This is a genomic window from Ruegeria arenilitoris (genome assembly GCF_013030985.1).
Classification (GTDB): Bacteria; Pseudomonadota; Alphaproteobacteria; order Rhodobacterales; family Rhodobacteraceae; genus Ruegeria; species Ruegeria arenilitoris_B.
This window is the reverse complement of record NZ_WPYP01000015.1, coordinates 73,926-88,877: the sequence shown is the minus strand read 5'-3', so window position 1 is coordinate 88,877 and position 14,952 is coordinate 73,926. Positions and strand designations below refer to the sequence as shown.

General features: G+C 56.2%; 13 protein-coding genes and 1 pseudogene. 8 read left to right on the top strand and 6 right to left on the bottom strand.

Annotated elements, in window-relative coordinates; genetic code table 11:
* From GOX88_RS22135 to GOX88_RS22130, 3 genes and pseudogenes are all read left to right on the top strand, one after another.
* The coding region (locus GOX88_RS22135; protein WP_170407234.1) for an arginase family protein at nucleotides 1–149 on the top strand (149 nt) is incomplete at its 5' end.
* Nucleotides 150–571: 422 nt separating this feature from the next.
* A pseudogene (locus GOX88_RS23570) lies at nucleotides 572–873 on the top strand (DDE-type integrase/transposase/recombinase); the annotation flags it as partial.
* 812 nt (nucleotides 874–1,685) lie between these two features.
* Nucleotides 1,686–2,807 carry a linear amide C-N hydrolase gene (locus GOX88_RS22130; protein WP_170407231.1) on the top strand — a complete coding sequence of 374 codons (1,122 nt, stop codon included), beginning with the start codon at nucleotides 1,686–1,688 and terminating at the stop codon, nucleotides 2,805–2,807.
* 8 nt (nucleotides 2,808–2,815) lie between these two features.
* Here the strand turns inward: GOX88_RS22130 and GOX88_RS22125 are convergent, their stop codons facing one another.
* Entirely contained in the window at nucleotides 2,816–4,135 is a 1,320-nt protein-coding gene (locus GOX88_RS22125; protein ID WP_170407229.1) for a GH1 family beta-glucosidase, read from the bottom strand.
* 2 nt (nucleotides 4,136–4,137) lie between these two features.
* On the bottom strand, nucleotides 4,138–5,169 hold the full coding sequence (locus tag GOX88_RS22120) for a LacI family DNA-binding transcriptional regulator (protein ID WP_170407227.1): 1,032 nt from the start codon (nucleotides 5,167–5,169) through the stop codon (nucleotides 4,138–4,140).
* A 209-nt stretch (nucleotides 5,170–5,378) separates the two neighbouring features.
* Between GOX88_RS22120 and GOX88_RS22115 the strand changes: the two genes are divergently transcribed.
* Genes GOX88_RS22115 through GOX88_RS22095 form a run of 5 tightly spaced genes read left to right on the top strand, consistent with a single transcriptional unit; the run spans nucleotide 5,379 to nucleotide 11,709 of the window.
* Nucleotides 5,379–6,737, top strand: a complete 1,359-nt coding sequence (locus tag GOX88_RS22115) for an ABC transporter substrate-binding protein (RefSeq protein WP_170407225.1) — start codon at nucleotides 5,379–5,381, stop codon at nucleotides 6,735–6,737.
* Between the two features lie 55 nt (nucleotides 6,738–6,792).
* Nucleotides 6,793–7,800, top strand: a complete 1,008-nt coding sequence (locus GOX88_RS22110; protein ID WP_170407223.1) for a carbohydrate ABC transporter permease — start codon at nucleotides 6,793–6,795, stop codon at nucleotides 7,798–7,800.
* Between the two features lie 3 nt (nucleotides 7,801–7,803).
* Nucleotides 7,804–8,952, top strand: a complete 1,149-nt coding sequence (locus GOX88_RS22105; RefSeq protein ID WP_170407220.1) for a carbohydrate ABC transporter permease — start codon at nucleotides 7,804–7,806, stop codon at nucleotides 8,950–8,952.
* 9 nt (nucleotides 8,953–8,961) lie between these two features.
* Nucleotides 8,962–10,617 (top strand): alpha-glucosidase, encoded by a 1,656-nt coding sequence (locus GOX88_RS22100; RefSeq protein ID WP_170407217.1) that lies wholly within the window; start codon nucleotides 8,962–8,964, stop codon nucleotides 10,615–10,617.
* A gap of 3 nt (nucleotides 10,618–10,620) precedes the next feature.
* Complete coding sequence (locus GOX88_RS22095; RefSeq protein WP_170407213.1) at nucleotides 10,621–11,709, top strand: ABC transporter ATP-binding protein; 1,089 nt, start codon at nucleotides 10,621–10,623, stop codon at nucleotides 11,707–11,709.
* Between the two features lie 124 nt (nucleotides 11,710–11,833).
* On the opposite strand, the gene GOX88_RS22090 is transcribed toward GOX88_RS22095, so the two are convergent.
* The 4 genes from GOX88_RS22090 to paaK all read right to left on the bottom strand — a co-directional run bounded on the left by GOX88_RS22090 (nucleotide 11,834) and on the right by paaK (nucleotide 14,951).
* Nucleotides 11,834–12,556 (bottom strand): transferase hexapeptide repeat family protein, encoded by a 723-nt coding sequence (locus GOX88_RS22090; protein ID WP_367648096.1) that lies wholly within the window; start codon nucleotides 12,554–12,556, stop codon nucleotides 11,834–11,836.
* Nucleotides 12,456–12,944 carry an acyl-CoA thioesterase gene (locus GOX88_RS22085; RefSeq protein ID WP_170407210.1) on the bottom strand — a complete coding sequence of 163 codons (489 nt, stop codon included), beginning with the start codon at nucleotides 12,942–12,944 and terminating at the stop codon, nucleotides 12,456–12,458. The genes GOX88_RS22090 and GOX88_RS22085 overlap by 101 nt, the downstream gene beginning before the upstream one ends.
* Nucleotides 12,945–13,040: 96 nt before the next feature.
* Complete coding sequence (locus tag GOX88_RS22080; RefSeq protein ID WP_170407206.1) at nucleotides 13,041–13,637, bottom strand: TetR/AcrR family transcriptional regulator; 597 nt, start codon at nucleotides 13,635–13,637, stop codon at nucleotides 13,041–13,043.
* Between the two features lie 3 nt (nucleotides 13,638–13,640).
* Nucleotides 13,641–14,951: a phenylacetate--CoA ligase PaaK gene (paaK, locus tag GOX88_RS22075; RefSeq protein ID WP_170407203.1), complete on the bottom strand. Its 1,311-nt coding sequence runs from the start codon at nucleotides 14,949–14,951 to the stop codon at nucleotides 13,641–13,643.
* Nucleotide 14,952 lies beyond the last annotated feature (1 nt).

Sequence of the window (14,952 nt, the reverse complement as noted above, 5' to 3'; positions counted from 1 at the left end):
TCCTGCAGGGGCTGAGCATGCGTGGAGATGTGGTCGGCATCGACTTGGTCGAGGTCGCCCCAGCTTATGATCAAACGGAAAGCACCCAGATTCTGGCAGCTCAATTGTTGTTGAACTTCATCGGGTTCATTTTCCACAACAGAAAGTAGGCTCCCTCCCAAGGCATTCTTCATCTCGAATGCCTGGATACCCCGACACGCAGTCAGCCAGAACAGCGTGCCGGGGTTTTTCCATTTTTTCGGGTCAATTTTTCGTTGCGACAGGGAGGTCACCTGCGTGTCATCCACCCCAATAGCTCGCCGGTGCTTTCCTCGCGCTTTGCAAGTTCATTACCTGACCGAGTCCTCGCCTCAAAATTCTTATGGCAGCTTTCGATCCTTATGCTGACATCAAATCGCAATTCGCTAAGTGTAGGTATGTTGCGCGGGATCTGTTGCAGACTTAGGCAGTTGACGTTCTCGTGGTGAGCGGCCTCATCTGGCTGGCCTAAAGGTGAGGAGAGCATTGCCGCGCTGTGTCGCGGGGAGGGGGTCGCCGAGAGCCTGTATTTTTCCTGGCCGAGGGAATGCCTCATTTTGTCTCGGAACACTCGGCTTACCGCATCCTCAAGGCAGAGGACCTGATCACAGCCCCGGCCCATGTCGTTGTCCGGACGAGTTCCGGGACAAAACCATCCGCCCAAACGAACCTTGGCAGGCCGACTTCACATTTCTCAAGGTCATCGGCTGGGGCTGGTTCTATCTCGGAACGATCCTCGACGATTAAAGCCGCTACATCCTTGCTCGGAAACTTTGCATGGCGATGAAGGCCAGAGATGTCACCGATACGCTGGAACTGGCGGTGGAGGCACCCGGATGCAATCACGCCACCGTCGCTGCCGAATTGGCGGATTATCTCGACGCCAAACTGAAGCTGTAAGCGAACCAGAGCTTCCGCTTCGAAACAGACACAACCTCCGAAAAACTCTGAGGACGAACATTGACCCTCCTCACGCGAGGTCAACCCTGACGCGTAGGCGCGGGCCGACACCATCGCCTCTTGGGCGCTAGGCATATCGCCATCATACATTCGAGCCCGAGCAGGCCCAGCGTGACCGAGGGCGAAACCCGGATCGGCTGTAACGGCAGCGGAAAAAGTGTCGCTTGCGCCAAAAGTGGCTGCAAGGATGTGATCAAGCCCCGTGATCTAAGCGTCCCGCGCCTCTGGCACGCTGGTCGTCAGCGTCAATCCATATCCGTCAGCCAGCATTTCCAAGTGTGCGTGTCTGTAACTGCTCAATGCTGGCGCAAAAAATGAAACCCTAAGTTTTTTGGGGGATAATCGATTACCCCGCGGGTCTTCTGGCCATTCGTCCCGCCTATACGCCTGGCCGCTTTCTGCGTTTTGCTGGCAATCACGCTCAGTGCAGCATCTGGTAATTTGAGCTCTTCCCTGCCTTCAGCCGCGCCTTGCATGAACGTTGGGTTTGGAGTTCGACTCTCGTATCCCCTCATAGCGATCCTTGGTGCAACGGACGTGGCGGCCAACCCTATGTGAGGACCTTCCATCACCTGTGCTTCCAGTTGCTGATCTGCCGGAATTCTCAAAGTCAGTGTATTCTTTCATCTGCGCAGCAGTCGTCTGATACACTAACTTCACGATAGAATGCGATTATCCATCCAGAGCTTTCCGACAGGAGAAGAGCATTGACACTAAAGAGATTTCTAAAGGCGGTTGCTCGGGCCAGCGTCGCGTTGATTGCCTCCGTATCAATGGCGTGGGCTTGCACCGGGATCATGCTGACGGGAACCGACGGCAGCATCATTCGTGCTCGAACCGCAGAGTGGGGCCCGTTCGATCTGGAAACGAAGGTAAACATAATTCCCAGGGGCTTTACCTACAGCGCAGGCGCGATGCCGGACGGGCAGGATGGCGCGACGTGGACCGGTCGCTATGGCATGGTCGGCGTCAGTATGCTGGATCATGGCGCGCCCGCCGACGGGATCAATGAGGTTGGTTTGACTGCGGGGCTGTTTTACTTGCCCGGCTTCACAGAGTATCAGGAATACCTTCCCGACCTTGCTGATAACTCCATCCCCGGTGACTTGCTGGCCAGCTACGTCCTCTCGCAGTTCGAAACGGTTGAAGAGGCGCAGGCCGGTCTCAAGGACATACGTGTCGTAGGCGTAGTGGATGAGGCCCTCGGTTTTCCGTTTCCACTTCACATGCTGGTGGCAGACCGTTTCGGTGGGCGGATCGTCGTCGAGTACATTGATGGTGAACTGACGGTTTTTGATGCCCCCCTTGGTGTCATCACCAATTCTCCAACCTATGACTGGCACATGACAAACCTCAACAATTACGTCAACTTGTCGGCGATTGGCCTTCCGGAAGTCGAGGCCAGCGGTGTTACCTTTGCTCCACTTGGAGCGGGAAGCGGCATGATGGGCTTGCCGGGTGACTTCACACCTCCGTCACGTTTTGTCCGAGCCGTAGCGTTTTCACAAACTGCACGTGATACCGAAGGCGGTTACGATACGGTGCGTGAAGCGTTCCGTATCCTCGACAACTTCAACATTCCCCCCGACGCCGCCGAGGGCGCGCAGGATGATGTCCAGTCGAGTGATTTACTCTACAGTGCAACACAAATCACGACCGCCAGCGACTCCCAGAACCTCGTCTACTATTATCACACGATGTATGATCGGACGGTCCACATGGTTGATATGAAGCAAATCGATTTCGCGGCAATGGGCGATGAAATGATTGTCTTCGACACAAGTGGCAATCGCGAACCCACAATCGTGGACATGACGCCGAGCAACTAAGGTCGGAATTATGAGGCGCGGTCTTCGGTCAGCGCATCTTTTAAGGCGAAGTAAGAGGCTTTTGGGGTGCGTTTCATCGTATCGAAATCAACGTCAACCAGGCCAAAGCGTTTTTCATACCCCAGGGCCCATTCGTAGTTGTCTAACAGGGACCAGACAAAGTATCCCCTGATCGGCACATTCTGGTTCAGGGCCACCTGAACGGCGGAAAAGTGTTGGTCCAGATACCCGATGCGATCACCGTCTTGTTTGCGCTCAGGGCTGGCCATGCCATTTTCGGTCACGTAGATCGGCAAACCACCGGTATACTCGCGCGCCGTTCGGATCAGGAACCGACTTAGAGCGGCGGGGTCGATTTCCCATCCCATTTGTGTTTTGGGCAAGGGGCCCGGGATTTCGGTCAGGCCGGGCCAGGCGGTGTCCGCAGGGGCGATGAGTTTGCGGGTATAGTAGTTTATCCCGCACCAGTCGACAGGAACACCGATGACATCGAAATCCTCTTGCCAGCCGGAAGGAAGGTAGGGTTCCAACCCCTCCAGCACGTTCTGAGGATAGGCTTTTTTAAAAACGCCACCCAGGAAAAACCGGTTGTAGATCCCATCGTACAGATCGGCCGCTTTCCGCGCCTCCGGACTGTCATCGGCGGGTTCGGCCCATTCCAGATTGAACACCCCGCCCAGATTAGACATGCCCAACCCTCGCATCGCCTGAATGGCGTGGCCATGGGCCAGCAGGACGTGATGCATGGCACGAGCCGTGGCGCGTATGTCTCGCAGTCCCGGGGCATGGTGCCCCTCGAAATGGCTGAGCCAACTGACACACCACGGTTCATTGATCGGGGCAACGCTGTACATCCGATCGCCGATCCGGCCCATGATGACTTCGGTGAAATCGGCAAACCAACTGGCGATATCCCGATTGCGCCAACCGCCCAGATCAGCCAGAGCTGACGGCAGTTCCCAGTGATACAGTGTCGCACAGGGGCGGATGCCACGTTCCAATAACGCGTCAGCAAGGCGGTCGTAAAAGTCTAGGCCAGCTTGGTTAATCGACCCACGCCCTTCCGGCATCACGCGCGCCCAACTGGTCGAGAAACGATAGCAATCAAACCCCGCATCGCGCACAAGATCGAGATCCTGTTCGAACCGGTTCAGGTGATCACAGGCCAGATCGCCGTTTTCCCCACGCACCACATTGCCCGGCGTCGCCGCAAACGTATCCCAATGTGTCGAACCGGCACCACCTTGGGCGTGACCTTCGATCTGATAGGCCGAGGTGGCAACGCCAAAGAGGAAATCCGCCGGAAAGTCGCTGCGCTTAAACTTCATCGTCATATCCTGTTGGGCGCGGGGCCAGTTGATTTACCAACAACCAGTTCCGCCTCAAGCAATCTGGTTTTGACCGGGTCCCCGGGCGATTTGATCCGCTCGATCAGCATCTCGGCAGCCAGCTCGCCTGCATGTCGGACAGAGGATCGCGTTGCAGTGAAAATTGGCACATCCTGCCCGTTCTTTAGGTAAGAGAGGTCGTCGTCATGGGCAATGACCGAGACATCCCGGCCGATCCGAAGCCCTGCCTCGTCCAATGCCCGCCTCACGCCAATGGCTGAAATCATCGAGGACGCCAGAATGGCCGTCGGCGGGTCATCTAACTGCAGCATATTGCGGGTTTCGCAATGCCCGTAGACTTCGGTCATCTCGGCGCTGCGCATCAGTTGCGGGTCCGGTTTCAAACCCGCCTGATCCAGTGCCTGAAGGTACCCGGCGCGGCGGCGCTGCGCGAAATCCATATCCTCAAGCCCGTTGATCAGAGCAATCCGGCAATGCCCCAAATCGATCAGAAACTGCGTGGCGCGCAGGAACGAGCTTTTGTTGTTCACATCAATCCAGTCATACTCTGCGTCCACCCCGGTCGAACGCCCGTGTACGATAAACGGCACCGCCATCTGGTTCAGGAGGTCGATGCGCCGCTCGTTGACTTTGGGGCCTTGCAAAACGACGCCATCCACGGCGCCGCGCTGAAACAGGCTGCGATAAGTTCCTTCGAGCGAGGTGTCATCGGCTGTGGTGAACATCATGTCATAGCCATGCGCGGCGTACGTTCGTGCAGCACCGGCAACGAAGTCACCGAAGATCGGATTCACCATCTCGTGTTGGGACGAGCTGGGAATCACGTGACCGATCACCATGGATTTGCCCGTCGCCAGCCCTTTGGCCCGGCTGTTTGGGCGATAGCCATGCTTGGCTGCAGCAGCCTGAACGCGCATCCGGGTTTCCTCGCTCACTTCGGGGTAGCCGTTCAGCGCACGGCTGACCGTCGTTTGCGAAAGGGCAAGAATTTCTGAGAGCTGCTTCAGGTTCATGGTCGTTTCAAAGCGCTTTCAAGTTTTCTGGTTTTCTTTGTTGTGTGGGCAAACGCTCTTTCCGTCAACCCGTTTCAGTTAGTTTATTTAAGTTCCAAGTTTCTAACGTGGATATTGACAGGCGAAGGATGTTAGCGGATAAACTGCAGAACCAAAGCGCTTTGAGAACTGAGTCTCAGCGGCGCATGGAATTGTTGGGAGGAAGATTCATGAGAAACGCGCTTTATGCAGGTGCGGCCACATTTGCTTTGGTGGCTGGGGCGGCCCAGGCGCAGGGTGAGCTGATCCACCCCGTCGGCGAAGGCGGGTTTGACTGGGACGGTTTTCAGGCATTTGCCGACGCCCATGATCTGAGCGGCCAGGACCTGACCATTTTCGGGCCGTGGCTTGCGAGTGAAGGAAAGTCATTCGAAAATCTCGTTGCCTATTTTGATCAGGCTACCGGAGCGAATTCCAGCTATGTCGGTTCGGATTCTCTGGAACAGCAGATCCTGATCGACGCTGCCGCTGGTTCGGCGCCAAACCTGACGGTCTTTCCGCAGCCGGGTCTCGCGGCGAACATGGCCAGGAACGGATATCTGACGCCACTTGCCGAAGGGTCTGCGGACTGGATCAAGGACAATTTCGCGGCCGGTCAGTCCTGGGTCGATCTGGGTACCTTTGAAAACGCCGAGGGGGCCAAGAATTTCTACGGTTTCTTCTTCAATGTGAACGTCAAGTCGCTGGTCTGGTATGTGCCGGAAAACTTTGAAGACTTTGGTTATGAAGTCCCGCAGACCATGGAAGAGTTCAAGGCTCTGATGGACCAGATGGTCGAGGATGGCGAGACGCCGCTTTGTGTGGGTCTTGCGTCCGGTGGCGCAACCGGCTGGCCCGCGACTGACTGGGTCGAAGACCTGATGCTGCGCACACAGCCGCCTGAAGTCTACGACCAATGGGTGTCGAATGAGATGAAGTTCGACGACCCGCGCGTGATCGAAGTGATCGAGGAGTACGGTAGCTTTACCCGCAATGATGACTATGTTGTGGGTGGCGCCGATGACACCGCCGCGATTGACTTTCGCGACAGCCCCAAGGGTCTGTTCGACAGCCCGCCAGCCTGTATGATGCACCGTCAGGCGTCGTTCATCCCTGCTTACTTCCCGGAAGGAACCGAGTTGGGCGTGGATGCGGATTTCTTCTACTTCCCGGCCTTTGCCGAAAAAGATCTGGGCACCCCGGTTCTGGGGGCAGGCACATTGTTCACGATCACCAACCCGAACCCTGCGGCCGAAGTGTTCATGGAGTTTCTCAAGACCCCCTTTGCGCATGAGATCATGATGTCGCAAGACGGATTCCTGACACCGCATCTTGGCGCTAATCCCGAGAATTACGCCAACGACACCCAGCGGGGGCAGGGCGAAATTCTGACCAATGCCACCACGTTCCGTTTTGACGGGTCCGACCTGATGCCCGGCGCGGTCGGTGCAGGGACGTTCTGGACCGGCATGGTCGACTATTCTTCGGGCGCGAAGGATGCCGCTACGGTTGCCGGAGAAATCCAATCTTCGTGGGATGCCGCGAAGTAAATGAGACTGCGGGGCGGTTCTGCGACCGCCCTGTTCCCAAACCGATGAGGGTATCATGACACCGGCACTTCAGGGCCTGCTGACCATCATTATCGGTGTGTCGGGTTGCGTGGGCTACTTCTACCTATCGAACCAGTTTCTGGATAAGGTCCTGTTCCCGCCGCGTGGTCCGAACGCGGGGCGCAATATCAACCGAGCGAACATGATCAGGCCTTGGCTGTTCCTGTTCCCCGCACTTGCTGCACTAGGGCTATACCTGGCCTATCCGGTGGTTGAGACACTGCGACTGTCACTCACGGAACGCGTGCCCGGCGGCGGGTACAGGTGGGTCGGGCTGGACAATTACACCCAGATGGCGGCCGAGCCGAAATTCTGGGAAGCCATGCGCAACAATATGTTCTGGCTCATCGTGGTGCCTGCCATGTCCACCGCTTTCGGCCTGCTGGTTGCGCAACTGACCGACCGCATCCGCTGGGGCAACTTCGCCAAGTCGCTGATCTTTATGCCAATGGCGATTTCATTTGTCGGTGCTTCTGTGATCTGGAAACTGGTCTACGATGCCCGTCCGGCAGAGCAGGATCAGATTGGCATCCTGAACGCGCTTTATATTTTCTTTGGTGGGACCGAACCGCAGACCTGGCTGACGGTTCCTTTTTGGAACAGCTTCTTCCTGATGATTGTTCTGGTTTGGATTCAAACCGGATTTGCCATGGTGATCCTTTCGGCGGCCCTGCGTGGTATCCCCGAAGAAACAGTCGAGGCCGCCATTCTCGACGGAGCCAATCCGTTTCAGATATTCTTCAGGATCAAGGTGCCGCAGATCAAGACCACGATATTGGTCGTCTGGACCACGATCACGATCACGGTCCTAAAGGTCTTCGACATCGTCTTTGCCATGACAAACGGCCAGTGGGAGACGCAGGTTCTGGCCAATTACATGTATGACAAGCTGTTTCGCGCCAACGACTGGGGCGTGGGCTCGGCCTCAGCCATGGTGATCATGCTGTTGGTGACCCCAATCCTGGTCTGGAACGTGCGCAATGCGCGCAAGGAGATGGAGTAGGCCATGAACAATATTGCGGGAACCAAACCGGCTCTGCGCTGGGTTGTCCATGCCTCGGTCGTCTTTCTGGTGGTCTTATGGGTCATTCCGACGCTTGGGCTCTTGATCTCGTCCTTTCGCACAGCGGACCAGATTTCCGGCAGCGGATGGTGGCGATCACTGTTCCCGTCCGAGCAGAATCTGACCTTGCGCAGCGCAGCACCGGACACGCAGGTGCTTGAAGGTGAACTCTATGTCATCGAGGGTCAGCTGTTTGGTGATGACGAACCGATCACAATCTCCAAATGGGGTATCAGTGCGCGGGATGTAGGTGCCTTTGCGCCCGGCGAAACGGCCGAGCTTCGCCGAGGCGGCACAATCACCGTCGATGCAGATGGCAACTACCGGATGGAAAACAGCGAAGAGTTCAGCGGCAAGCGCGGCGCGCGCGTATTTGTGACCGCGGAACTGCCGCCTGAATTCACGTTGGACAACTACAAAAAAATTCTACTGGACCAAAGCAGTACGGACAGTATGGCCAAAGCGTTTTTTAACACGTTGACGGTCACAATCCCCGCAACGATCATCCCGATCCTTGTTGCAGCCTTCGCGGCCTATGCATTGGCATGGATGGAGTTTCCGGGCCGCGCCTTGCTGATCGCGGCCGTGGTTGGCCTGCTGGTGGTCCCGTTGCAACTGGCATTGATTCCGCTCTTGAAGTTCCACCTGAATATCGGGATCGGGAAAGGGTATCTGGGCGTCTGGCTGGCCCATACGGGCTTTGGGATGCCCCTGGCGATCTATCTGTTACGCAACTACATGGCCGGGCTGCCCCGCGACCTGATCGAGAACGCCCGCGTCGATGGCGCGACCGAGTTCCAGATTTTCACAAAGTTAATCCTTCCGCTTAGCTTTCCGGCGCTCGCGTCCTTCGCGATCTTTCAGTTCCTATGGACATGGAACGATCTTCTGGTGGCGAAGGTCTTTCTGATCGATGCCACCGGCCAAACCACCGTGATGACCAACCGCATCGTCGAGCTGCTGGGTACCCGTGGGGGCAACTGGGAAATTCTGGCAACCGCGGCATTTGTGTCGATCTTCGTGCCGCTGGTCGTCTTCTTCGCAATGCAAAAATACCTGGTCCGGGGCCTGTTGGCCGGATCCGTCAAATAGAGGCGTCTGATGAACGTGCAGAATACTGTGGAACTTTCCAAATCAACCAAAGCAGTATCAGATTGGTGGCGCGGCGGGGTGATCTATCAGATCTATCCGCGCAGCTTTCAGGACAGCAATGGGGACGGGATCGGAGACCTGAAGGGGATCACTCAACGTCTGGACTATATCGCCTCGCTGGGGGTCGATGCGATCTGGATTTCACCCTTCTTCAAATCTCCGATGAAGGATTTCGGTTATGACGTCAGCGATTACCGCGACGTTGATCCGATGTTCGGCTCGCTTGAAGATTTCCGCGAAATGCTGGATCGGGCCCATGACAAGGGTCTGAAAGTGATGATCGATCTGGTGCTGTCGCACACTTCCGACCAGCACCCGTGGTTTGGTGAAAGCCGTGCCAGCCGGGATAACCCGAAATCCGACTGGTATGTCTGGGCCGATCCGAAACCGGACGGTACACCGCCCAACAACTGGCTGTCGATCTTTGGGGGCTCGGCATGGCAGTGGGACCCGCGCCGCCTGCAGTATTACCTGCACAACTTCCTGACCTCGCAGCCGGATCTGAATTTCCACAGTCCAGACGTTCAGGACGCTTTGCTGGATGTCGCCCGGTTCTGGCTGGATTTGGGCGTGGATGGATTCCGTCTGGACACCATCAACTTTTATTTCCACGACAAACAGCTGCGCGACAATCCCGCCCTTCCAATCGAAGCGCGCAACGCTTCAATCGCGCCTGCGGTGAACCCGTATAACCACCAAGACCATCTGTATTCTAAAAGTCAGCCTGAAAACATCACCTTCCTGGAACGGTTGCGGGAGCTGACAGACGAATATGAAGGCCGCGCCTGTCTGGGTGAGGTCGGCGACGCGCAGCGCGGGCTGGAAATCATGGGTGAGTACACGTCGGGCGATAAGCGGATGCATATGTGCTATGCCTTCGAATTTCTTGAAAAACGCGCACTGACAGCCACTTATGCGAAGCAGGTATTCGATCAGCTTCAGGCCAAGGCCGGGGATGCCTGGCCATGCTGGGCGTTCTCAAACCATGACGTGCAACGCCATGCCTCACGCTGGGGCTTGGATGATGCGGCCATTCGTCAGCATACGGTCCTGATGATGTGCCTGCGAGGATCAGCCTGTCTTTATCAGGGTGAGGAGCTAGGCCTGCATGAGGCGGATGTTCCGTTTGAAATGCTGCAAGACCCCTACGGCATCGAATTCTGGCCCGAGTTCAAAGGCCGGGATGGCTGCCGCACTCCGATGGTCTGGACGGCGCAGGGCGAACAGTCGGGGTTCAGTACAGGTGAGCCATGGTTGCCGGTCAGCGCCGCGCAATCTGAAAAGGCCGTGGATCGGTTGGAGGCGGATCGCCAGTCTATGCTTCACCATTATCGCCGCGCGATCGCGCTGCGCCGCGCCCATCCGGCGCTCGCCTCGGGTGCGCAATCCGAGATGCGACAGGTCGGGTCTGTCTTGATGTTTCAAAGAGAAAACGCGTCTGAAACGGTTTTTTGTGCTTTCAATCAGGGGGCAGAAGCGAAGCGGGTCGACCTGCCCGAAGGCAACTGGCGGGTCATCGGGCAAGACCTTGGCGGCGTCGACGGCGAGGGCAGCGTGACGTTGCACCCCGCCCAATTCTGTCTGATGGTCAGGGACGAGGGGTAAACCATGTCAGAACTCAAACTCACGGATGTGGCGAAATCCTATGGTCCAGTCGATATTCTGAAACACATCGATCTGGATATTGATAAGGGTGAATTGATCGTCTTCGTCGGTCCTTCGGGCTGCGGCAAATCTACGTTGCTGCGGATGATTGCCGGCTTGGAAAAGATCACCGGCGGCACGTTGGAAATCGAAGGGCAGGTCATGAATGACGTGCCACCCGCCCAACGAGGCATTGCAATGGTGTTCCAGTCCTATGCGCTTTACCCGCATATGACTGTGCGTGAAAACATGGCCTTTGCGCTCAAGATCGCGAAAATGCCCGCCGCAGAAATCGACAGCGCGGTCGAGCGCGCCGCGCAGATCCTGCAATTGGATCCGTACTTGGACCGCTTGCCCAAGGCCCTATCCGGCGGCCAACGCCAGCGTGTTGCCATCGGGCGGGCGATCGTACGGGACCCCAAGGTTTACCTGTTCGACGAACCGCTGTCGAACCTCGACGCTGCGCTGCGCGTCGCGACCCGTATCGAGATCGCACGTCTGAAAGAAGCAATGCCTGACAGCACCATGATCTACGTGACCCATGATCAGGTCGAAGCGATGACGCTGGCCAGTCGGATCGTCGTTTTGGCCAATAAGGGCATTGCGCAGGTCGGTACGCCGCTGGAATTATACGAGGCGCCGGACAACGAATTTGTGGCGCAGTTCATCGGCTCTCCTGCCATGAACTTGTTGCCTGGGAAAATATCCAAAACCGGGGAACAGACCTCGGTCACTCTGGATGCAGGTGGTACGGCCGTTTCGTCCATTCCGACCAACCCCGAACAAATGGGGTTGCAGGTCAATATTGGCGTGCGTCCAGAAGATTTCTTTGCCGACGACGCTTCTGGATTTTTTGAAGGCAATGTCGATTTCATCGAAGCCCTGGGAGAAGTCACACTGCTATATTTCGCCAGCAGGGCTGATGCTGAGGGTATTGTCGCCAAGTTTCCCGGTGTCGAACGAAACCTGCGCGGGCAGAATATCAAGCTGAACGCTGATCCGAGCAAAGTGCATCTTTTTCACAATGGCCTGTCGTTGCGGCAACGATCATAGAAGAGATGAACCACCCATCCAAAGTTGAGAGGCAGCGCACGCGATAAAACTTTGTCTGAGGTCAGGGTCCGGCCCCACTAATTTGGTTGCCGTTATCACGGTTGCATGGCTCAACCCCCAAGATTCAGGGATATTTCGTACGCAATCTATCTAATACCAGCGGGTCAAAATCGGGAACGCGAACGCGCCGCCGATCCGGTTCCACGTCGCGCAAGGGATCAACCGCAACAACTTCATCTGCTGCCCTTCGTGCAAGCTCCTGATATACACCGGTCCCACGGGTCTTCCAGTCGATTTCAGACTCCGTCAATGGGCGCAAGACCCGCGCCGGCGAGCCCGCGATCATCTGCTTGGGTTCAAATTTGGACTTCGCTTTCACAAAGCTGAGCGCGCCGACAATGCATGATTGTCCGATCCGCACCTCGTCCATAATGACGCTGTTCATACCAATCAGAACGTTCTCTTCCAGATGGCACCCGTGCAGAACTGCTCCGTGGCCCACATGGCCGAACCGTTCAACAACGACATCCCGCCCCGGGAAGCTGTGTAAAACGCAGGTCTCTTGAATATTGGCACCTTCTCCGATGACAATTCGCCCAAAGTCACCGCGCAGAACCGCGGCCGGTCCGATGTAGCAGCCGTCCGCAATGATCACGTCGCCAATAACAACGGCATCCGGATGCACAAATGCCGACTGAGCGACGACCGGAACGACATCGTCGAATGCATAAAATCCACCCATGCCCTTAGCCCCCTGATCCACCTGCAGACGCTGCTTCGAACCGTTCTGCGAATTCTCGACGCAAGGAACGACGTAGCCTTGCGGCTTGCTGCCTGCGTTTGCCATGTTCCGTTTCAGGATTGAGTGTTGGCACCGGTGCAGGGTTGCCATCGTCATCCACGGCAACCATGGTAAAATAGCAAGAGTTCGTATGACGGCGCATCCCACTGCGGATGTTTTCCGCTTCGACGCGAATACCGACCTCCATAGAGGTGCGACCGGTGTCGTTTACATTGGCTTTAAACGTCACCAGTTGTCCGACGCGAACGGGTTGCTTAAAGGTGACCTGGTCAACACTCAGCGTCACACAATACAGACCTGAATACCGCGATGCGCAGGAAAAAGCGATGCGATCCAATAAATTAAGGAGCGCTCCCCCATGTACTTTTCCGCTGAAATTGGCCATGTCTGGAGTCATCAGCACCGTCATTTCTAGCTTTGGATCGCCGGGCATTTGATTGTTTCCTCCATCGGTAGAGCGTTCGACTTTGAGGAGGCTTCAGTACGGAAGCCAACTATTGCCTACCACGCGAAAGAAGAAAGCTCAGGCCTACAGTTTTCGTATCCCGTGGATGGTCAACGTGCAGACGAGGTCAGCATAATCTTCACGTGCCTGGGTTCCGGCCCCTGTGTTCCACATGTAGTACCAGTTCAGCATTCCAAAGACTGACATGGTGGCGCCGCGCAACTTGGCTTTGTCGTCACCCAAAGTCTCTGGAGACAGCTCTCTCAGGATCTCGCGGATGAAGCCTACCATCTCAAGCTGATATTCGCGCAATTTCTTTTGCCGTTCTTCCGCCAAGGCATTCATGCCGCTGATTTGGACCCGATGCTCGTCATCGGCACCCTGATATGCAAACAGGATTTCGCGGACAGCCTTTCGAAGTTTTTCCTCAGGATTAAGTCCGCTCAAATCCACATTGCAAATGCGGTCACGCAGCTCGCGAAGATAAGTCTCAAGGATGTCATACAAGATGGCATCCTTGCCGTCGTAATAGTGGTAGATGTTCGCCTTGGATATTCCGCACTCTTTTGCCAACAAAGTCATCGAGGCGCGATCAAACCCTTGGTCTGCAAAAATTTTTGCAGCCCGTTTGAGGATTTGCTTCCGCTTCTGGTCGTGGTCTTTGGCAATTGTCCGGGCCAAGGCTTAATCCTTATCACGATTGTCAATGACGCGCTTCGCTTTGCCCTGAGAGCGTTCGACGTCGCCAGGGTCACCTACAACAATTTCTGTGGAAACGCCAACAACGTCCTTAATGCGTTTGGTCAGCATCCGGGCTGCTGCCGTTCTGGACATCTCGTCAGTCGAATCCGCTGACGCTTCGACAAACACCCGCATCGCATCCATGCGACCAGATTTGTACAGCTCGATCTGATAATAGGGGGACAGACCACCTGTCGCCATGACCTGCTCTTCGATCTGACTGGGGAAAACATTTACGCCCCGCAGGATCATCATGTCGTCACTGCGGCCGGTTATCTTTGCCATCCGTCGCATCGAACGGGCCGTTCCGGGCATCAGGCAGGTCAGATCGCGCGTGCGATAGCGGATCATGGGCAACCCTTCTTTGGTCAAGGTTGTGAATACCAACTCGCCGGTTTCACCGTCCGGCAGAACCTCGCCGGTGGCGGGATCGATGATCTCTGGAAGGAAGTGGTCCTCCCAGATCACGGGGCCATCCTTTGTTTCGACACACTCACTCGCGACGCCGGGGCCCATGATTTCCGACAGGCCATAGATGTCGACCGCGTGCATATCGAACGCGGCTTCGACTTCTGTGCGCATTGCGTCTGTCCAGGGTTCTGCGCCGAAAATCCCAACTTTTAGCGAGCTTTTCTTGGGGTCGAGCCCAGCTTTGTGAAACTGTTCTAGGATGTTGAGCATGTAAGACGGGGTCACCATGATCCCATCGGGTTGGAAATCGGTTATCAAACCGACTTGCTTTTCGGTTTGCCCGCCGCTCATGGGTACTACGGTCGCGCCCAATCGTTCGATTCCGTAATGTGCGCCCAAGCCGCCTGTGAACAGACCATAGCCATACGCGTTGTGGACCATATCGCCTTTTCGCAATCCCGCCGCCCGCAGCGAGCGCGCGACAAGATCCGCCCAATTCTCGATGTCGCCCTTGGTGTAACCCACCACCGTCGGTTTGCCGGTCGTGCCCGATGACGCATGCAGTCGTATCAATTCACTTCGTGGCACCGCGAAAAGCCCGAAGGGGTAGTTGTCGCGCAGATCGTTTTTGTAAGTGAACGGAAATTTCGACAGGTCAGAGAGCTGTTGGAGATCATCCGGATGCACCCCAACCTCATCAAAGCGCTGCTTGTACATCGCCACGTTGTCATAAGCATGCCGAACCGACCATTTCAGGCGTTCAAGCTGTGTCGCTCGGATTTCATCAATCGAGGCAATTTCGATCGGGTCCAATTCAGCTTTGTTCGGGGACAGGTCGCCCATC